Raw genomic sequence first — 20,443 nt, 5'->3', positions numbered from 1 at the left:
GTAGGTGACTGTAGATCTCAGGCAGCGCAAGTTGCCCGCTGCGTGTAAACGCGTATTTTGACAAGAAAACGGAGCAATTGTTAGCCCGCATTGCGCATTAACTCGCAGAAATTAGTGTCGCACAAACAAAAAAGGCACATCTCACGATGCGCCCTTGTGCTTTGCCACCATCCCGCTAAGGGGAAAGTAATCAGTTTACAGCGTCTTTCAGTGCTTTACCTGCGCGGAAGCCAGGCACTTTTGCTGCGGCGATGGTGATTTCTTTGCCAGTCTGCGGGTTGCGACCAGTACGGGCAGCGCGCTCTTTAACAGCGAAAGTACCAAAACCTACCAGTGCTACGTCGTCCCCGGATTTCAAAGATTCAGTAACAGAAGCAATTAACGCATCTAATGCACGCCCAGCCGCAGCTTTAGAAATATCAGCACCTGCGGCAATCTTGTCTATCAGTTGAGATTTATTCACTCTTCTCTTCCTCTCTTTATAATTTATATCGCACCTAATCCTTCGCAGTGCGACCGCGCAGCAGTTATATCAGGCCTGTCATGCCCTTACAACATCAGTTGATGATGACATACTCAGCCAGCAATCTAAATTAGCTATACAAAAAAAGACTGGCAAGTGCGAATTCACTCACCAGCCTTATATTTCCCACGCACTTTGCGCGAGGTCACTATTTTGCCGTTGCGACCTGCATGCCAAACGGCTCATTTTGCAGCGCGAGGCTGAGAACCTCTTCGATACGCTTCACCGGATGGATATCCAAATCGGCCACCACGTTTTCCGGAATCTCTTCCAGGTCACGTTTGTTTTCGTAAGGAATCAGCACGGTTTTGATGCCACCACGATGCGCAGCCAGCAGTTTTTCCTTCAAACCACCGATCGGCAGCACCTGGCCACGCAGGGTAATTTCCCCGGTCATCGCCACATCTGCCCGAACCGGATTGCCGGTCAGGCAAGAAACCAGCGCGGTGCACATCGCAATACCCGCACTCGGGCCATCTTTTGGCGTCGCGCCTTCCGGTACGTGAACGTGGATATCACGTTTCTCGTAGAAATCGCCGTTAATGCCCAGCTTTTCAGCGCGCGCACGTACCACGGTCAGTGCTGCCTGAATAGATTCCTGCATCACTTCACCCAGCGACCCGGTGTACGTCAGTTTACCTTTGCCCGGCACGCAGGCGGTTTCGATGGTCAGCAGATCGCCGCCCACTTCTGTCCACGCCAGACCCGTAACCTGACCCACACGGTTTTCTTCGTCCGCGCGGCCATAGTCGAAACGCTGAACGCCAAGGTAGTCGTGCAGGTTGTCGCCGTTGATCTCAATGTGTTTGAGGGACGGATCCAGCAGCAGCTGTTTCACCGCCTTGCGGCACAGTTTAGAGATTTCACGTTCCAGACCGCGCACACCCGCTTCGCGCGTGTAGTAACGGATGATGCCAATAATCGCGCTGTCATCAACCGTTAATTCGGTCTTTTTCAGGGCGTTACGCTCAATCTGCTTGGTCAGCAGGTGGCGTTTGGCGATGTTCAGTTTTTCGTCTTCGGTATAACCGGACAGACGGATCACTTCCATACGATCCAGCAGCGGTGCCGGGATGTTCATGGAGTTCGATGTCGCCACGAACATGACGTCGCTCAGGTCGTAGTCCACTTCCAGATAGTGATCGCTGAATGCCACGTTCTGCTCAGGATCCAGCACTTCCAGCAGCGCTGAAGCCGGATCGCCACGCATGTCGGAAGACATTTTGTCGATTTCATCAAGCAGGAACAGCGGGTTTTTAACGCCCACTTTCGCCATTTTCTGGATCAGTTTACCCGGCATAGAGCCGATGTAAGTCCGGCGGTGACCGCGGATTTCCGCTTCGTCACGCACGCCGCCCAGCGCCATGCGGATGTATTTACGCCCGGTGGCTTTGGCGATGGACTGACCGAGAGAGGTTTTCCCCACCCCCGGCGGCCCTACCAGGCACAGAATCGGCCCTTTCAGCTTGTTCATGCGGCTTTGTACCGCAAGATATTCAAGGATACGGTCTTTGACGCGTTCTAAGCCGTAATGGTCGGTATCCAGCACGTCCTGCGCCTGGCGCAGATCTTTTTTGACCTTGCTGCGCGCATTCCACGGAACCTGAACCATCCATTCGATATAACCGCGCACTACGGTGGCTTCCGCAGACATCGGCGACATCATTTTCAGCTTTTGCAGCTCGGATTCGGCTTTCTCTTTCGCCTCTTTCGGCATTTTCGCCGCGTCGATTCTGCGTTTCAACGCTTCGTTTTCGTCCGGCGCGTCGTCCATCTCGCCCAGCTCTTTCTGAATGGCTTTCATTTGCTCATTCAGATAGTACTCACGCTGGGATTTTTCCATCTGCTTTTTCACGCGGTTGCGAATGCGTTTTTCCACTTGCAGCAGATCGATTTCCGACTCCATCATCGCCATCAGATACTCCAGACGTTCATTAACGTCGGACATCTCCAGCACGGACTGCTTATCGGCCAGTTTCAGCGGCATATGCGCAGCGATGGTATCTGCCAGACGAGCAGGATCGTCAATGCTGTTCAGCGAGGTCAGCACTTCTGGCGGGATTTTTTTGTTCAGCTTGATGTAGCCTTCGAACTGGCTGATGGCGGTACGCACCAGCACTTCCTGCTCACGCTCGTCAATCGCTGGCGAGTCGAGATATTCCGCTTTTGCAGAGAAGTGTTCGCCATTATCGGCAAGGGTAGTAATGCGCGCACGCTGAAGCCCCTCGACCAGCACTTTTACGGTGCCATCGGGCAGTTTCAACATTTGCAAAATTGACGCCACGGTCCCGACGGTGAAAAGATCGTTTACACCCGGCTCATCCGTTGACGCTTCTTTCTGCGCAACCAGCATGATTTTTTTATCATGGTCCATGGCCGCTTCCAGACAACGGATCGATTTTTCCCGTCCCACAAATAACGGAATGACCATGTGCGGATAAACCACCACATCGCGCAACGGCAATACGGGGATTTCAATGCGTTCAGAACGCTCAGGATTCATAGAGCTCTCTCTTAGTTTAAAGTCCGCCAGGTAATCAAGGTGACGTGACTGTGCAACACGCACCATTAACATGTAATGCAGTATATGGGGATGTTCTCCACACATTCAACGGCGGGAAAGCGGAAAAATAAAAGGGGAGATAAAATCCCCCCTTTTCGATTAACTGACTGTATGAATTGATGAATTATTCGCCAGATGCCTGCTGCGCTTCCGGTTTACCGTAAATGAGCAGTGGCTTAGATTGGCCGGCGATCACCGACTCATCGATGACCACTTTTTCGACATCCTCCAGAGACGGCAGATCGTACATGGTGTCCAGCAGAGCGGCTTCTACGATAGAACGCAGGCCACGCGCACCGGTTTTGCGGCTCATCGCTTTCTTGGCAATAGCATCCAGCGCTTCGTCGCGGAACTCCAGATCCACACCTTCCAGATTGAACAGCGCCTGATACTGCTTGGTCAGGGCGTTTTTCGGCTCTTTCAGGATCTGAATCAGCGCTTCTTCGCTCAATTCACTCAGGGTTGCCACCACCGGTAGACGGCCGATGAACTCAGGGATCAAACCGAACTTGATCAGATCTTCTGGTTCAACCTGAGCCAGCAGTTCGCCCTCTTTGGCTTTTTCCGCCTTCCCTTTTACCGTTGCGCCAAAACCAATGCCGGAGCCGGTTTCAACACGGTGAGAGATGACTTTATCCAGACCTGCGAACGCACCACCACAAATAAACAGGATCTTAGAGGTATCAACCTGCAAAAACTCCTGTTGCGGATGTTTGCGACCACCCTGCGGCGGAACCGCAGCCACGGTGCCTTCGATCAGTTTCAACAGTGCCTGCTGCACGCCTTCACCGGAAACGTCACGCGTGATTGAAGGGTTGTCAGATTTACGCGAAATCTTGTCAATCTCATCAATGTAGACAATCCCACGCTGCGCTTTCTGCACATCGTAATCACACTTCTGGAGCAGCTTCTGGATGATGTTTTCGACATCTTCACCCACATAGCCCGCTTCGGTAAGCGTGGTGGCATCTGCCATGGTGAACGGAACATCCAGCAAACGCGCCAGCGTTTCTGCGAGCAGCGTTTTACCGGAACCGGTCGGGCCGATCAGCAAAATGTTACTTTTGCCCAGTTCAACACCGTTGCTGGTGTCACCATTACGCAGGCGTTTGTAGTGGTTATAGACCGCAACCGCCAGCACTTTTTTCGCCTGTTCCTGGCCGATGACATAATCATCGAGGTGGTGGCGGATTTCATGCGGGGTTGGCAGCGCGCTGCGCTCGCGATGCGGCGCAACTTCTTTAATCTCTTCGCGAATAATGTCGTTACACAGATCCACACATTCGTCGCAGATATACACGGATGGCCCGGCGATCAGCTTACGCACTTCATGCTGGCTTTTGCCGCAAAAAGAGCAGTACAACAGTTTGCCCGAACCATCTTTGCGTTTATCTGTCATGAGTAAAACCTCTTATCTGTTCTTTGTGCCGCACACAACGACGCAAATGCCATTCCAGGCGCAAAACGTTACCCAGACGTTACGCCGCCTGCACTAACTAAATAGTATAGCGGCACATACGACCTGAGCTTAGCTACGATGGGTTAAAATTGAGTCAACCAGCCCGTACTCTACAGCTTCTTGCGCGGCAAGGAAGCGGTCACGTTCTGTATCGCGTTCAATTTGTTCTAAAGATTGACCCGTGTGATGCGCCATAAGTTCATTCATACGCCCTTTCACTTTCAGGATTTCACGTGCGTGGATTTCAATATCCGTCGCCTGCCCCTGATAGCCGCCCAGCGGCTGGTGAATCATCACGCGTGAATTCGGCAAGCAGAAGCGCTTGCCTTTTGCACCAGCCGTCAGCAGGAATGCGCCCATTGACGCGGCCTGGCCCATACAAATGGTGCTGACATCCGGCTTAATAAATTGCATGGTGTCGTAAATTGACATCCCGGCAGTAATGACGCCACCTGGTGAGTTAATGTACAGATAGATGTCTTTTTCCGGGTTTTCCGCTTCCAGAAACAGCATCTGCGCCACAATCAGGTTAGCCATATGGTCTTCGACCTGGCCGGTCAGAAAAATTACGCGTTCCTTGAGAAGACGGGAGTAGATATCGAAAGAGCGCTCACCGCGTGAGGTCTGTTCAATAACCATTGGCACCAGAGCCATATGGGGTGCAAAGTTGTCTCGTTCGCCGCTGTATGACATTTCCGTCTCCTGGATAAAAAAATAAACAAACCTGCTGTACTGATTGTACTTGAGTGATGGAGGTCTGACTACGACCCCACACGGACGGATTATCAGCCAGAGTCTTTACTGTCACTCCCTCCCTTAGTGGGGATGACATCGTCTGATTTCAAGCATAACAATCTTTTGCTGTTACGCTAACACTCAAACGCGCTTTTAGCACAGATCTGATAACGTCGATACGATAAAAAAAGCCCGCCACCAGCAAGCAGGTGACGGGCTTATTACGTTTGACTATCGCAGAAGTAGATTAAGCCTGTTGGTTCATCAGTTCGTTAAAGGAAGTGGCTTTTTCAGTCACTTTCGCTTTTTCCAGAACCGCTTCAACCGCTTGTTCTTCCAGCGCGACGTTACGCATGTTGTCCATCAGCTCTTTGTTTTTGCTATAGAACTCAACAACTTCTTTCGGATCTTCATACGCAGAGGCCATCTCTTCGATCAGGCCTTTTACGCGCTCTTCGTCAGCTTTCAGCTCATGGGTACGAATCACTTCACCCAGCAGCAGACCGACAACAACGCGGCGTTTAGCCTGCTCTTCGAACAGTTCACGCGGCAGTTCCAGAGCCTGTTTCTCGTTGCCACCGAAACGCTGTGCAGCCTGGCGACGCAGAACGTCGATTTCGCTGTCGATCAGGGCAGCCGGCACGTCGATTTCGTTAGCTTTCACCAGGCCGTCGATCGCCTGAGATTTAACACGGTTACGCACTGCGCCTTTCAGCTCGCGCTCCATGTTTTTACGCACTTCAGCACGCAGACCCGCGATAGAACCATCTTCAACGCCGAAACGTTTGATGAATTCTTCAGTCAGTTCCGGCAGCTCACGCTCTTCAACTTTCTTCAGGTTGATGACGAATTTCGCCGCTTTACCTTTCAGGTTTTCAGCGTGGTACTCTTCCGGGAAAGTCACGTCGATGGTGAACTCTTCACCTGCTTTATGACCTTTGATACCGTCTTCGAAGCCCGGGATCATGCGACCCTGGCCCATTGCCAGTACGAAATCAGTTGCTTTGCCGCCTTCGAACTCTTCGCCGTCAACAGAACCGGTGAAATCGATGGTAACGCGGTCTTCAGCATCGGCTGCGCCGTCTTTCTCTTTCCAGTCAGCCTGCTGCTTACGCAGAGTGTCCAGCATGGTATCAACATCGGCGTCGGTTACTTCAACAATCGGCTTTTCAACTTCGATGGTATCCAGCGCTTTCAGCTCAACTTCCGGGTAGACTTCGAATTCCACAGAGTAGGTGAAATCTTCGCCCAGTTTGTATTCGCCCGGAACATAGTTCGGTGCGCCAGCCGGGTTAATTTTTTCCTGGATGATCGCGTCGATAAAGTTGCGGCTCATCAGGTCACCCAGCACGTCCTGGCGAACAGAAGCACCATAACGCTGAGCAACGACATTCATCGGGACTTTGCCCTTACGGAAGCCATCAATACGCACTTTCTTCGCTACGTTGACCAGCTCGCTCTTCACAGCGGTCTCGATGCTGTCAGCAGCGATTGTAATCGTTACACGGCGCCCAAGGCCCTGAGTGGTTTCAACTGAAACTTGCATCTTGTTACCTCAAAAAATCACAGTGCTCGGTCAACTCTACTCTGCGAAGCAAACCTTTTTTCGCTTTGCAGAACCGGGATGCTCTCTCAAATCAGATATACATTCCCTGTCGTCAGAATCATCCCGAAGACATTCCGAAAAATAAGACGCAGCATTATAGCGGCATCACAGATATGAGTCGAGAACGGGAATGTCGCAATGGTGCGTCATTTTTCACACTTCTGAAGCAATTTCGTTCAAAAAAGGGCGTTTCTCGCTCAAAATTCAGACAAAACAAAACGGCCCGTAGGCCGTTTCACATTAACTGCATGCAACATACTGGAAAAGTTCAGGCGGTTGCAACCTGGTTTTCTACGCGATAGTTCCTGCACCGCGGCACGCTGGCGAAGTCAAAAGAGTATCCTGTAACCCTTCCCACTCTTTAAGTGTGTAAGTATGCAAAGCAAGAGCATGAATTGTCGTTGACAGTTCGTCTGTCAACGTACCGTAAATCATGCGATGGCGATTCAGAAAACGCTCCCCGGTAAAGCGATCGCTTACCAGTACCACTTTGAAATGGCTTTCAGAACCTGCCGGAACATTGTGACGATAACTTTCATCAACAACATCAAGAAATACAGGCTCAAACGCCGCTTTCAGTTTTGCTTCTATTTGTTCACGCATCATCATGATATTACGCCTCCGACAACGCTGAGATGCCAGCCATCTCTTTAAATGTTAGCCGCTTTTACCGTCTCTATAACAATAAAACAACAAAAAGTTGGCATTCGTCTGATTTTCACGCTTAACGGGAATTTCTTTACTAAAAGCGTCATGTTTTTTACCGTACAACAGCGCTGAAGATGTTTTCAGCGTTGAAAAAAAGCACAAGACGATGAATTTACATGCGTTGAGGACTTCCCCTTAACGGCGGCAATGTTATGATGGCGACAATTTTCCCCCAGAAGCTAGATCCCTGAGAGCCTGAACATGTTTAAGAAAATTCTCTTCCCGTTGGTCGCTTTATTTATGCTGGCTGGCTGCGCGACACCGCCGACCACCCTTGAAGTCACCCCGAACATTACCCTTCCGCAGCAAGATCCAAGCCTGATGGGCGTAACTGTAAGCATTAACGGTGCCGATCAGCGTCCCGATCAGGCACTGGCGAAAGTGACTCGCGATAACCAGTTGGTCACCTTAACCGCCTCGCGCGATCTGCGTTTCCTGTTACAGGAAGTGCTGGAAAAACAGATGACCGCGCGCGGTTATATGATTGGTCCAAATGGCGCAGTAAACCTGCAAATCATCGTTAACCAGCTTTATGCCGATGTTTCCCAGGGCAACGTGCGTTACAACATCGCCACCAAAGCCGATATCGCCATTATTGCTACCGCAGCGAATGGCAATAAGCTGACGAAAAACTACCGCGCCAGCTACAACGTTGAAGGGGCTTTCCAGGCGTCTAACGATAAAATTGCCAACGCGGTTAACGGTGTGCTGACCGACACCATCGCGGATATGTCACAGGACACCACCATCCACGACTTCATCAAGCAAAACGCCCGTTGATTGCTGCACTGGCCCGGTTCTGCCGGGTCAGTTTCTTACTCATGTCCAGTCACTACTTACGCATTTTCACGCAACCTAAATCAGCCATTTTGCTGATCCTTGGCTTTGCCTCCGGCTTACCGCTCGCCCTGACCAGCGGCACCCTACAGGCGTGGATTACCGTTGCCGGTATAGATGTCAAAACCATCGGCTTTTTCTCACTGGTTGGCCAGGCTTACGTCTTTAAATTTCTCTGGTCACCGGCCATGGATCGCTACACCCCTTCGTTTTTGGGACGCCGCCGCGGCTGGCTGCTGCTGACGCAGATTTGTCTGCTGGTAGCGATTGCGGGTATGGGCTTTCTTGAACCGGTAAGCGATCTGCGCTGGATGGCGGCCCTGGCGGTAGTTATCGCCTTCTGTTCTGCCTCGCAGGACATTGTGTTTGATGCCTGGAAAACGGATGTGCTGGCGGCTGAAGAGCGCGGTGCGGGCGCAGCGATAAGTGTGCTCGGTTATCGCTGCGGTATGTTGATTTCCGGTGGTCTGGCGCTGTGGCTGGCGGATCGCTGGCTGGGCTGGCAAGGGATGTACTGGCTGATGGCCGCGTTGATGATCCCCTGCATTATTGCCACCCTGCGCGCGCCGGAACCGGCCGACACCATTCCTGCGCCAAAAACGCTGGAAGCAGCGGTTGTCGCACCGCTGCGTGATTTTTTCGGGCGCAACAACGCCTGGCTGATCTTGTTACTTATCGTCCTTTATAAGCTCGGCGATGCCTTCGCCATGAGCCTCACAACGCTGTTTCTGATTCGCGGCGTTGGGTTTGATCCTGGTGATGTGGGGATGGTGAATAAAAGCCTTGGGCTTGTCGCCACGATTATCGGCGCGCTGTGGGGCGGCGTGTTAATGCAGCGGTTGACGCTGTTTCGTGCGCTGCTGATTTTTGGCGTTTTACAGGCCATTTCCAATGCCGGTTACTGGCTGTTGTCGGTAACAGAGAAAGATATCGTCACCATGGGCGCAGCGGTCTTTTTTGAGAACCTCTGCGGCGGAATGGGCACTGCGGCTTTTGTTGCGTTGCTGATGACGCTCTGTAACAAATCTTTTTCCGCCACGCAGTTTGCCCTGCTCTCTGCCCTTTCAGCCGTTGGCCGCGTGTATGTTGGCCCGCTGGCGGGCTGGTTCGTTGCGAATTACGACTGGCCGACCTTCTATCTCTTCTCCATCTTCGCCGCCATTCCTGGTTTATTGCTGCTACTGCTCTGCCAAAAGACGCTGGCGTTTACACAACGCACCGAACAGTTTATGCCGCGCACGGAGTTTACCGGGGCGTACCGGTTAGCGTTGCGCGTGCTCGGCGTTGGCGCATTGCTGCTGGCGGCCGGTCTGCTGATACTACTGAGCAATTATCTGGGGCTGACTCAGTGGTTTTTCGATGGCCAGTTGATGGAGCTGGGTGCGTTACTGGCAATAATCGGTATTGTTTTCGGTGGGTTACTGGACCTGCTGGCGCTTCGCCGAACGCAGCAGTTGTGAAGAGACGCGCCTGCATAGCGGGCTAATTATCAGGCGATATATTTTATCAACGCGCGGAATTATATTTCCGCGTTATTTTCCCAGCTAAATCAAGCGGGAAAAATAATTGTCCGACGAAAAACAATTTACTGGCGTTATTATTTTGCTCATTAAACAGGCATAAATTAGTTTTGTCCTTCACAAGAGTGACCCGCAGCAAAATAAAAAATCTTTATTTATTTTGTGCCTTATAAATTAATGTCTATTCTTTAACGATTCAGCACGGTTATTAATTGTTGGGTTTCAGGTTCGTTCCAATAATGTTCGGTAGTTGCTGGATAATTGTTAATTAAATGTGTATTTAATTGATTGGTTATACCAATTTACCCTCAACGGTGATTGTAATGTCAGTGTTTCGTTATAATCCCTCTCTCTGGCTGTGCGAATGCTCGATTTTACAGATTGTTGCATTCTGTGTGACATATACGGCAGAACCCAGTAACACCTTACTGACACAAAGCCAATCATGTTTACAGTACCGCAACCTTTCCGTAAAATGCCCGCACACTTTAAGCGCCACCAGATCCCGTGGAATTGAGGTCGTTAAATGAGACTCAGGAAATACAATAAAAGTTTGGGATGGTTGTCATTAATCGCCGGCACTGTTTTACTCAGTGGTTGCGATTCTGCACTTCTTGACCCCAAAGGACAGATTGGTCTGGAGCAACGTTCATTGATACTGACGGCATTTGGCCTGATGTTGATTGTCGTTATTCCAGCAATCTTAATGGCCGTTGGTTTCGCCTGGAAGTATCGTGCGAGCAATAAAGATGCGAAGTATAGCCCGAACTGGTCACACTCCAATAAAGTGGAAGCTGTGGTCTGGACGGTGCCGATTCTGATCATCCTGTTCCTCGCCGTATTGACCTGGAAAACCACCCACTCGCTCGAACCGAGCAAACCACTGGCACATGACGAACGCCCAATTACGATTGAAGTGGTCGCCATGGACTGGAAATGGTTCTTCATCTACCCGGAACAGGGCATCGCTACCGTGAATGAAATCGCCTTCCCGGCGAACACTCCGGTGGAATTCAAAGTGACCTCGAACTCCGTGATGAACTCGTTCTTTATCCCGCGTCTGGGCAGCCAGATCTACGCGATGGCCGGTATGCAGACCAAACTGCATCTGATTGCCAACGAAGCCGGTACTTATGATGGCATCTCTGCCAGCTACAGTGGCCCTGGTTTCTCCGGCATGAAGTTTAAAGCCATTGCAACGCCGGACCGCGCAGCATTCGACCAGTGGGTCGCGAAAGCGAAACAGTCTTCTACTACCATGCCGGATATGGCTACGTACGAGAAAATTGCCGCGCCAAGCGAATACAACAAGGTTGAATACTTCTCCAGCGTGAAACCCGATTTGTTTAAAGACGTTATCAACAAGTTTATGGGCCACGGCAAGAGCATGGACATGACCCAACCTGAAGGTGAGCACAACTCACACGAAGGGATGGAAGGCATGGACATGAGCCACGCGGAAACCTCTCACTAAGGGGCCGAGGAAAACGATGTTCGGAAAACTTACACTGGATGCAGTGCCGTATCATGAACCCATTATCATGGTTACGATCGCTGCGATTATCGTCGGTGGTCTGGCGGTAGTCGGCCTGATCTCTTACTTCGGTAAGTGGTCCTGGCTATGGAAGGAGTGGTTAACGTCTGTTGACCATAAACGTCTTGGCATTATGTATGTCCTCGTAGCCGTAGTGATGCTGCTGCGTGGCTTTGCGGATGCCGTCATGATGCGTAGCCAACAAGCGCTGGCGTCGGCGGGTGAAGCGGGCTTCTTGCCTCCTCACCACTACGATCAGGTCTTCACCGCCCACGGCGTGATTATGATCTTCTTCGTGGCAATGCCGTTTGTTATCGGTCTGATGAACCTGGTGGTTCCGTTACAGATCGGTGCGCGCGACGTGGCGTTCCCGTTCCTTAACAACCTGAGCTTCTGGTTTACGGTTGTGGGCGTGATTCTGGTTAACATCTCTCTGGGCGTCGGTGAGTTCGCACAGACAGGTTGGCTGGCTTATCCGCCGCTCTCGGGAATTGAATACAGCCCTGGTGTCGGGGTCGATTATTGGATCTGGAGTCTCCAGCTCTCTGGTATCGGTACGACGCTGACCGGTATTAACTTCTTCGTGACCATCCTGCGCATGCGTGCGCCAGGCATGACCATGTTCAAAATGCCGGTATTTACCTGGGCGTCACTGTGCGCCAACGTGCTGATTATCGCCTCGTTCCCAATTCTGACTGTAACCATTGCGCTGCTGACCCTGGATCGTTATCTGGGCACCCATTTCTTTACCAACGATTTGGGTGGCAACATGATGATGTACATCAACCTGATTTGGGCCTGGGGTCACCCGGAAGTGTACATTCTGGTGCTGCCGGTGTTCGGGGTGTTCTCCGAAATCACGGCCACCTTCTCGCGTAAACGCCTGTTTGGCTACACCTCGCTGGTATGGGCAACCGTGTGTATTACCATTCTGTCGTTCATCGTATGGCTGCACCACTTCTTCACCATGGGTGCCGGCGCTAACGTGAACGCCTTCTTTGGTATTACCACGATGATTATCGCCATCCCGACCGGGGTGAAGATCTTCAACTGGCTGTTCACCATGTACCAGGGTCGCATCGTGTTCCACTCTTCCATGCTGTGGACCATCGGCTTTATCGTGACCTTCTCCGTAGGTGGGATGACCGGCGTGCTGCTGGCAGTACCGGGCGCAGACTTCGTACTGCACAACAGCCTGTTCCTGATTGCGCACTTCCATAACGTTATCATCGGCGGCGTGGTGTTCGGTTGCTTCGCAGGTCTGACGTACTGGTGGCCGAAAGCGTTCGGTTACACCCTCAACGAAACCTGGGGCAAACGCGCATTCTGGTTCTGGATCATCGGCTTCTTCGTGGCATTTATGCCGCTGTACGTGCTGGGCTTTATGGGTATGACCCGTCGCCTCAGCCAGCAGATTGATCCGCAGTTCCACAGCATGCTGATTGTTGCCGCTTGTGGTGCCGCGCTGATTGCTATCGGTATCCTGTGTCTGCTGATTCAGATCTACGTTTCTATTCGCGACCGCGATCAGAACCGTGACCTGACCGGTGACCCGTGGGGTGGCCGTACGCTGGAGTGGGCAACCTCTTCTCCGCCTCCGTTCTACAACTTCGCACATGTTCCGGTTATCCATGAACGTGACGCGTTTTGGGAGATGAAAGAGAAAGGCGAAGCGTACAAACAACCTGCGCAATATGAAGAGATTCATATGCCGAAAAACAGCGGTGCCGGTATTGTTATCGCCGCATTTGCAACGGTATTCGGTTTTGCCATGATCTGGCACATCTGGTGGTTGGCTATCGCCAGCTTCGCGGGCATCATCATTAGCTGGATTGTGAAGAGCTTCGACGAAGACGTGGATTACTACGTACCGGTTGCAGAAATCGAGAAACTGGAAAAACAGCATTTCGATGAGATCACTAAAGCAGGGCTGACTAATGGCAACTGATACTCTGACGAACGCGCACGCCCACGCGCACGAACACGGGCACCACGATGCAGGGCCGAATAAAGTTTTCGGTTTCTGGATCTACCTGATGAGCGACTGCATTCTGTTCTGCTGTCTGTTCGCCACCTATGCCGTTCTGGTGAACGGCACGGCGGGCGGCCCGACCGGTAAGGACATTTTCGAACTGCCGTTCGTTCTGGTAGAAACGTTCCTGCTGCTGTTCAGCTCCATCACCTACGGCATGGCGGCGATCGCCATGCACAAGGACAACAAGAGCCAGGTTATCTCCTGGCTTGCGCTGACCTTCCTGTTTGGTGCCGGATTTATCGGGATGGAAATCTATGAATTCCATCATCTGATTGCAGAAGGCATGGGTCCGGATCGCAGTGGCTTCCTGTCAGCGTTCTTCGCGCTGGTTGGCACCCACGGTCTGCACGTGACATCGGGTCTTATCTGGATGGCGGTGCTGATGTTCCAGATTTCCCGTCGCGGCCTGACCAGCACTAACCGTACCCGCATCATGTGCCTGAGCCTGTTCTGGCACTTCCTGGATGTGGTGTGGATTTGTGTGTTCTCTGTTGTTTATCTGATGGGGGCGATGTAATGAGTCATTCAACCGATCACAACGGCGCATCCCACGGTAGCGTAAAAACCTACATGACAGGTTTTATCCTGTCGATCATCCTGACGGTAATTCCGTTCTGGATGGTGATGAGCGGTACGGCGTCACACGCCGCGATTCTGGGGACCGTACTGGTCACCGCAGTGGTACAGATTCTGGTACATCTGGTCTGCTTCCTGCACATGAACACCTCTTCTGAGGAGCGCTGGAACCTGACCGCCTTTGTCTTTACCGTGATTATCATCGCTATCCTGGTAGTGGGTTCAATCTGGATCATGTGGAACCTCAACTACAACATGATGGTTCACTAAGAGCGGCGAGTATGTTCAAGCAATACCTGCAAGTAACGAAACCGGGCATTATTTTTGGCAATTTGATCTCCGTGATCGGGGGGTTCCTGCTGGCCTCTAAAGGCCACATCGATTATCCCCTGTTCCTCTACACGCTGGTTGGCGTGTCGTTGGTGGTCGCCTCTGGTTGTGTTTTTAACAACTACATCGATCGTGACATCGATAAAAAGATGGAGCGGACGAAAAACAGGGTGCTGGTCAGAGGGCTGATCTCGCCAAAAGTCTCGCTGGTGTACGCCACCTTGTTGGGTATTGCTGGCTTTATGCTGCTGTGGTTTGGCGCTAACCCGCTGGCCTGCTGGCTCGGTGTGATGGGGTTCGTGGTGTATGTAGGCGTCTACAGCCTGTATATGAAACGCCACTCTGTCTACGGCACGCTGATTGGCTCACTCTCCGGCGCTGCGCCGCCGGTGATTGGCTATTGCGCCGTCACCAACGAGTTCGACAGCGGTGCGGCGATCCTACTGGCTATTTTCAGCCTGTGGCAAATGCCCCACTCGTACGCCATCGCGATTTTCCGCTTTAAGGATTATCAGGCGGCGAACATCCCGGTATTGCCGGTGGTGAAAGGCATTTCCGTGGCGAAAAACCACATTACGCTCTATATCCTGGCGTTCGCTATCGCCACGCTGATGCTGTCGCTTGGCGGCTACGCAGGTTACAAATACCTGGTGGTTGCCGCAGCGGTCAGTCTCTGGTGGTTAGGCATGGCGCTGCGCGGGTATAACGTGGCGGATGACAAAGTGTGGGCGCGCAAACTGTTCGTCTTCTCGATTGTCGCCATCACCTCACTTAGCGTGATGATGTCGGTGGATTTTATGGTGCCGGATTCACACAGCCTGCTGACCTACGTCTGGTGATCCAGACCCGCTTTTAAAGGGTGCTTCGGCACCCTTTTTTCATTCTGCCGCCCGGGATCTCGCGGGTAATATTTGTTAATTAAGCTGTTATTTACCCCGCCCTGCCCCCGCACTACACTATGTCCGGTTTTCAAATTGAGGTGGTAATGAACGATTACAAAATGACGCCAGGCGAGTTGCGCGCCACCTGGGGTTTAGGGACTGTATTCTCACTGCGCATGCTTGGCATGTTTATGGTCCTGCCCGTTCTGACCACATACGGTATGGCGCTCCAGGGAGCCAGCGAAGCGTTAATTGGCCTTGCGATCGGCATTTATGGCCTCGCGCAGGCGGTCTTTCAAATCCCTTTTGGTTTGCTTTCCGACCGCATTGGCCGTAAACCCTTAATCATCGGCGGGTTGGCTATTTTTGTCGCCGGTAGCGTGATTGCCGCGCTCTCCGATTCTATCTGGGGCATTATTCTTGGCCGCGCCCTGCAAGGCTCCGGCGCGATTGCCGCGGCGGTCATGGCGCTGCTCTCCGATCTGACTCGCGAACAAAACCGCACCAAAGCGATGGCGTTTATCGGCGTCAGTTTTGGCGTCACCTTTGCCATCGCCATGGTGCTGGGGCCGATAATCACGCACAAACTGGGGCTGCACGCCCTGTTCTGGATGATCGCCGCGCTGGCGACGCTGGGCATTGCACTCACGCTGTGGGTGGTGCCGAACAGCGAACATCACGTGCGCAACCGCGAGTCCGGCATGGTAAAAGACTGTTTCCGCATGGTGATGGTCAACCCGAAACTGCTGAAGCTCAATTTCGGCATTATGTGCCTGCATATCCTGCTGATGTCGACTTTTGTCGCGCTGCCAGGCCAGTTGGAAGCGGCCGGTTTCCTTGCAGCAGAGCACTGGAAAATTTACCTGGTGACGATGCTGATTTCTTTCGTCTCCGTGGTGCCGTTTATCATTTACGCGGAAGTGAAACGCAAAATGAAACGCGTCTTTCTGTTCTGCGTCGCGCTGCTGTTGATTGCGGAAATCGTGTTATGGGGAGCAGGCCCGCACTTCTGGGAAATCATCATTGGCGTACAGATCTTCTTCTTCGCCTTTAACTTAATGGAAGCAATGCTGCCGTCACTGATCAGCAAAGAAGCCCCGGCGGGCTATAAAGGTACGGCGATGGGGATTTACTCCACCAGCCAGTTTCTTGGCGTGGCGATCGGCGGCTCGCTCGGCGGTTGGGTCGATGGCTTTTTCGATTCGCAAACGGTGTTTCTTGCCGGTGCCTTGCTGGCGGTGATCTGGCTATTGGTGGCGGGCACAATGCAGGAGCCGCCGTATGTCACCAGCTTGCGTGTTGCCATTCCCGATAATGTGGCGATTGATGATGCCTTGCAACAGCGTTTACTGGCAACCGCTGGGGTAAGTGAAGCGATGGTGGTGCCCGATGAGCGCAGCGCTTATGTGAAGATCGACAGTAAAGTGACGAACCGTTTCGAGGTGGAACAAGCGATCGTCGGTTAACCTTTTAGCGCCCTCTCCCCGGCGGGGAGAGGGTTTTCGCTTAATCGCGGAAGTTTTTGAACTGGAACGGCTGGCCCAGATTGCCGCCGCGCACCAGCGCCATCGCGGATTGCAGATCATCACGGGATTTCCCGGTCACACGAATCTCTTCACCCTGAATTTGCGCCTGCACTTTCACTTTGCTGTCTTTAATCAGCTTGATGATTTTCTTCGCCGTCGCCGCGTCGATACCTTGTTTCAGTTTGGCCTCGACAAACCAGGTTTTGCCGCTGTGGACAAACTCTTCCGGCACCTCGAGAGACGTTCCTTCGATGCCGCGTTTCAGCAGTTTGGCACGCAGAATGTCGAGCAGTTGGTTGACCTGAAAATCAGACTCGCTCAGCACTTTGATAGTTTTATTGGCTTCGTTCAATTCAAACGTCGCTTCAATATTGCGAAAGTCGAAGCGTGTCGCCAGTTCACGGGTCGCATTTTCAACGCCGTTTTGCACTTCGCGCAGATCAATTTCGGAAACAATGTCGAAAGATGGCATCTTTTCTTCTCCCTCTGTAATTGTAGCGATGCATAATACCTGCAATGCGTATTAACACAACGTGTAATACTGGAAGCTTAGCTGACGGCGCTATACTTATCGCTGTAACACCTGGCGCAGTTGCAGGTGAGGAGGAACAATGAGAATTACCGTACTTGGATGCGGAGCCTTAGGGCAACTGTGGTTAACAGCACTGTGCAAGCATGGACATGACGTACAGGGCTGGTTGCGCATCTCTCAACCATTTTGCAGTGTGAATCTGGTTGAAGAAGACGGCACTATTTTTAACGAATCTCTGACGGCCAACGACCCTGACTTTCTGGCCCGTAGCGACTTACTGCTGGTGACGCTGAAAGCGTGGCAGGTTTCCGATGCGGTGAAAGGCCTGGCGGCAATCTTGCCCCCGACTACGCCCATCTTGTTGATTCACAACGGCATGGGAACAGTTGAAGAGCTGAAATCCCTGCCCAACCCGCTGTTAATGGGGACAACCACGCACGCCGCACGCCGCGATGGCAACGTGATTATGCATGTCGCCAATGGCACCACTCATATCGGCCCGGCACGCCCGCAGGAAGGCGAGTTCAGTTTTCTGGCCGATATTCTGCAAACGGTGCTGCCGGATGTCGCCTGGCACAACAATATTCGCCCGTCGCTGTGGCGCAAACTGGCGGTGAATTGCGTGATCAACCCGCTGACGGCGCTGCACGATTGCAAAAATGGCGATCTGCGTGCGTACCCGGAAGAGGTCGCAAAAATCACCCATGAAGTCGCGGCGGTGATCGAGCGTGAAGGCCACCACATTTCTGCTGACGATCTGCTCTCATATGTGAATCAGATTATTGAAAACACGGCGGAAAATATCTCATCAATGTTGCAGGATGTGCGCGCTATGCGCCATACCGAGTGCGATTACATTACCGGATATTTGCTCAGACGCGCCCGCGCGCACGGCATTGCGGTGCCGGAAAATGCCCGGCTGTTCGACATGATCAAACGTAAGGAGAGTGAATATGAGCGCATCGGCTCTGATATGCCTCGCCCCTGGTAGCGAAGAAACCGAGGCGGTAACCACTATCGACCTGCTGGTGCGCGGCGGTATTGCGGTCACGACTGCCAGCGTCGCCAGCGATGGCAATCTGGTGATTACCTGCTCCCGAGGCGTAAAGCTGCTGGCGGATGCGCCACTGGTGGAAGTGGCGGATGGTGAGTATGACGCGATCGTGTTGCCCGGCGGGCTGAAAGGCGCAGAGTGTATGCGAGATAACCCGCTGCTGGTGGAAACCGTGCGCCAGTTTCACCTTTCTGGCCGCATCGTCGCGGCGATTTGCGCGGCGGCGGGCACGGTGCTGGTTCCCCATGAAATCTTCCCGATCGGCAATATGACCGGTTTCCCCGGTTTAAAAGAGACGATCCCGGAAGACCAGTGGCAGGATAAGCGTGTGGTGTGGGATCCGCGCGTTAATCTGTTGACCAGTCAGGGGCCTGGCACCGCCATCGATTTTGGTCTGAAGATTATTGATTTGCTGGTGGGGCGCGAAAAAGCCCATGAAGTCGCTTCACAACTGGTGATGGCGGCGGGAATTTATAACTACTACGAAGCGTAAACATTAAAATGCCCGGTGGCGCTGACGCCTACCGGGCATTAAATTACGGGCGATAAACTTTAACGTTTTCAAAGCCCTGCTCACGCAAATACAGCGCCTGCAAGCGGCTCATCACCCCGCGTTCGCACCACAACAGCCAGGTTTTGCTCTGGTCCAGATCGCCGAACTTGGTGCTCAGCTTATAAAACGGCAGAGAAACCACATCAATGCCTTCCAGTCGCAGCGGTTTATCATCCTGCTCGTCAATAGAGCGGATATCCAGAATCACATCGTTCTGACCAAAACCGCTGACCGTCTCCACTTCAACCACGGTTTCAGTGGTCTGCTGAGCAATCTCACGAATATCAATGTTATTCGCTTCTGCGACCACTTTATCGAGGATCGCGAAATCAAAATGGGCTTCTTCCGCTTCGATCTTCGCTTTGACCGCTTTTACCGTCGGGCTTTTCGAAATCACGCCGCAATACTCCGGCATGGTGCGGGCAAAATCTTCCGTCCCGATCTCACGCGCCAGATCGATGATGTGCTCTTTGTCATAGGAGATTAACGGGCGCAGGATCAGCGTATCCGAAACATTATCAATCAAACGCAGGTTGGTCAGCGTCTGGCTCGACACCTGGCCCAGCGCTTCGCCGGTCACCAGCGCCTGCACGCCATAGCGCTCGGCAACTTGCGACGCCGCACGCACCATCATGCGTTTCAGCACCACGCCCATCTGGCCGTCATCCACTTTTTCGAGGATCTCACCGACCACCGGCTCAAAGTTGATCGCCACGAAACGTACACGATGCGAACTACCAAAGCGATTCCACAAATAGTGTGCAACCTGGCGAACGCCGATTTCATGCGCCGCGCCGCCGAGGTTAAAGAAGCAGTAATGTACGCGGCAGCCGCGACGCATCAGCATATAGCTGGAAACGCCGGAATCGAAACCACCGGAGATCAGCGACAAGACATCTTCCTGCGTACCGATTGGGAAACCGCCAATACCTTCATAGCGCCCTTTCACCAGCAGCAGACGATCGTCTTCAATTTCCAGGTTAACGGTGACATCCGGGTGCGTCAGCTTCACACGCGCCGATTCAACGTGCTGATTCAAGCCGCCGCCGACATAGCGTTCGACTTCAATCGAGCTAAACTCATGTTTGCCGCGGCGTTTTACGCGTACGCAGAAGGTTTTCCCTTCAATCTGATCGCGATACTGCACCAGCGCTTTTTCAAAAATATCGTGCAGAGAAGTAAAAGGAACATCTTCCACTTCCAGAATATGGTGGATGCCCGGAATGCGGGTCAGCGCGTCGCGAATCGCCAGACGCTGGTTTTCATCTTTGGCGCGCACTTCAATGTGGTCCCAGTGGCGGACAACGGCGAGCGACTCATCATAGTGCTTCAGAACGTTACGAATATTCCCGGTGAGAATTTTAATAAAGCGCAAACGCACAGATTGGCTTTTGATGGTGATTTCCGGGAACAATTTAATGATAAACTTCATGGCGGCAATGGTTCGTTGGCAAGCCGAAAAGGCCTGTAT

At 52.4% G+C, this 20,443-nt stretch carries 18 protein-coding genes; 10 read left to right on the top strand and 8 right to left on the bottom strand.

What is annotated here, in order from left to right:
• Positions 1 to 190: 190 nt before the first annotated feature.
• The 6 genes from hupB to bolA form a co-directional block, all read right to left on the bottom strand.
• Positions 191 to 463 carry a nucleoid-associated protein HU-beta gene (gene hupB / locus Q5705_09785; GenBank protein WLI78806.1) on the bottom strand — a complete coding sequence of 91 codons (273 nt, stop codon included), beginning with the start codon at positions 461 to 463 and terminating at the stop codon, positions 191 to 193.
• Between the two features lie 208 nt (positions 464 to 671).
• A complete protein-coding gene (gene lon / locus Q5705_09780) occupies positions 672 to 3,026 on the bottom strand; it encodes an endopeptidase La (protein ID WLI78805.1) in 2,355 nt (784 codons plus the stop codon).
• A 184-nt stretch (positions 3,027 to 3,210) separates the two neighbouring features.
• Positions 3,211 to 4,485, bottom strand: a complete 1,275-nt coding sequence (clpX, locus tag Q5705_09775; protein WLI78804.1) for an ATP-dependent protease ATP-binding subunit ClpX — start codon at positions 4,483 to 4,485, stop codon at positions 3,211 to 3,213.
• A 129-nt stretch (positions 4,486 to 4,614) separates the two neighbouring features.
• On the bottom strand, positions 4,615 to 5,238 hold the full coding sequence (gene clpP / locus Q5705_09770; GenBank protein ID WLI78803.1) for an ATP-dependent Clp endopeptidase proteolytic subunit ClpP: 624 nt from the start codon (positions 5,236 to 5,238) through the stop codon (positions 4,615 to 4,617).
• 289 nt (positions 5,239 to 5,527) lie between these two features.
• Entirely contained in the window at positions 5,528 to 6,826 is a 1,299-nt protein-coding gene (gene tig, locus Q5705_09765; GenBank protein WLI78802.1) for a trigger factor, read from the bottom strand.
• 351 nt (positions 6,827 to 7,177) lie between these two features.
• Positions 7,178 to 7,495 carry a transcriptional regulator BolA gene (bolA, locus tag Q5705_09760; GenBank protein WLI78801.1) on the bottom strand — a complete coding sequence of 106 codons (318 nt, stop codon included), beginning with the start codon at positions 7,493 to 7,495 and terminating at the stop codon, positions 7,178 to 7,180.
• A 300-nt stretch (positions 7,496 to 7,795) separates the two neighbouring features.
• Between bolA and Q5705_09755 the strand changes: the two genes are divergently transcribed.
• The 8 genes from Q5705_09755 to Q5705_09720 all read left to right on the top strand — a co-directional run bounded on the left by Q5705_09755 (position 7,796) and on the right by Q5705_09720 (position 16,773).
• Positions 7,796 to 8,374, top strand: coding sequence for a lipoprotein (locus tag Q5705_09755; protein ID WLI78800.1), 579 nt, complete (start codon positions 7,796 to 7,798; stop codon positions 8,372 to 8,374).
• A gap of 41 nt (positions 8,375 to 8,415) precedes the next feature.
• A complete protein-coding gene (gene ampG / locus Q5705_09750) occupies positions 8,416 to 9,891 on the top strand; it encodes a muropeptide MFS transporter AmpG (protein WLI78799.1) in 1,476 nt (491 codons plus the stop codon).
• A 586-nt stretch (positions 9,892 to 10,477) separates the two neighbouring features.
• Positions 10,478 to 11,425, top strand: a complete 948-nt coding sequence (gene cyoA / locus Q5705_09745; protein ID WLI78798.1) for a cytochrome o ubiquinol oxidase subunit II — start codon at positions 10,478 to 10,480, stop codon at positions 11,423 to 11,425.
• A 16-nt stretch (positions 11,426 to 11,441) separates the two neighbouring features.
• Positions 11,442 to 13,433, top strand: coding sequence for a cytochrome o ubiquinol oxidase subunit I (gene cyoB, locus Q5705_09740; protein ID WLI78797.1), 1,992 nt, complete (start codon positions 11,442 to 11,444; stop codon positions 13,431 to 13,433).
• Positions 13,423 to 14,037 carry a cytochrome o ubiquinol oxidase subunit III gene (locus tag Q5705_09735; GenBank protein ID WLI78796.1) on the top strand — a complete coding sequence of 205 codons (615 nt, stop codon included), beginning with the start codon at positions 13,423 to 13,425 and terminating at the stop codon, positions 14,035 to 14,037. The genes cyoB and Q5705_09735 overlap by 11 nt, the downstream gene beginning before the upstream one ends.
• Positions 14,037 to 14,366 carry a cytochrome o ubiquinol oxidase subunit IV gene (locus Q5705_09730; protein ID WLI78795.1) on the top strand — a complete coding sequence of 110 codons (330 nt, stop codon included), beginning with the start codon at positions 14,037 to 14,039 and terminating at the stop codon, positions 14,364 to 14,366. The genes Q5705_09735 and Q5705_09730 overlap by 1 nt, the downstream gene beginning before the upstream one ends.
• 11 nt (positions 14,367 to 14,377) lie before the next feature.
• The gene (gene cyoE, locus Q5705_09725; protein WLI78794.1) at positions 14,378 to 15,265 is read left to right on the top strand and encodes a heme o synthase; all 888 of its coding nucleotides are present in this window, start codon (positions 14,378 to 14,380) and stop codon (positions 15,263 to 15,265) included.
• 146 nt (positions 15,266 to 15,411) lie between these two features.
• Positions 15,412 to 16,773, top strand: a complete 1,362-nt coding sequence (locus Q5705_09720; GenBank protein WLI78793.1) for an MFS transporter — start codon at positions 15,412 to 15,414, stop codon at positions 16,771 to 16,773.
• 40 nt (positions 16,774 to 16,813) lie between these two features.
• Here Q5705_09720 and Q5705_09715 read toward each other — a convergent pair whose 3' ends face one another.
• Positions 16,814 to 17,305, bottom strand: coding sequence for a YajQ family cyclic di-GMP-binding protein (locus tag Q5705_09715; GenBank protein WLI78792.1), 492 nt, complete (start codon positions 17,303 to 17,305; stop codon positions 16,814 to 16,816).
• Between the two features lie 139 nt (positions 17,306 to 17,444).
• On the opposite strand from Q5705_09715, the gene panE reads away from it, so the two are divergent.
• Together panE and yajL are read left to right on the top strand one after the other, a co-directional pair.
• Positions 17,445 to 18,356: a 2-dehydropantoate 2-reductase gene (panE, locus tag Q5705_09710; GenBank protein WLI78791.1), complete on the top strand. Its 912-nt coding sequence runs from the start codon at positions 17,445 to 17,447 to the stop codon at positions 18,354 to 18,356.
• Positions 18,319 to 18,912: a protein deglycase YajL gene (yajL, locus tag Q5705_09705; protein ID WLI78790.1), complete on the top strand. Its 594-nt coding sequence runs from the start codon at positions 18,319 to 18,321 to the stop codon at positions 18,910 to 18,912. Before panE ends, yajL begins: the two co-directional genes overlap by 38 nt.
• 43 nt (positions 18,913 to 18,955) lie before the next feature.
• Here the strand turns inward: yajL and thiI are convergent, their stop codons facing one another.
• Positions 18,956 to 20,404: a tRNA uracil 4-sulfurtransferase ThiI gene (gene thiI / locus Q5705_09700; GenBank protein ID WLI78789.1), complete on the bottom strand. Its 1,449-nt coding sequence runs from the start codon at positions 20,402 to 20,404 to the stop codon at positions 18,956 to 18,958.
• Positions 20,405 to 20,443 lie beyond the last annotated feature (39 nt).

Source organism: Kosakonia sp. H02, from assembly GCA_030704225.1.
Lineage (GTDB): Bacteria > Pseudomonadota > Gammaproteobacteria > Enterobacterales > Enterobacteriaceae > Kosakonia.
Note: the sequence above shows the minus strand (reverse complement) of the source record. Positions and strands in the feature narration are given on the sequence as shown.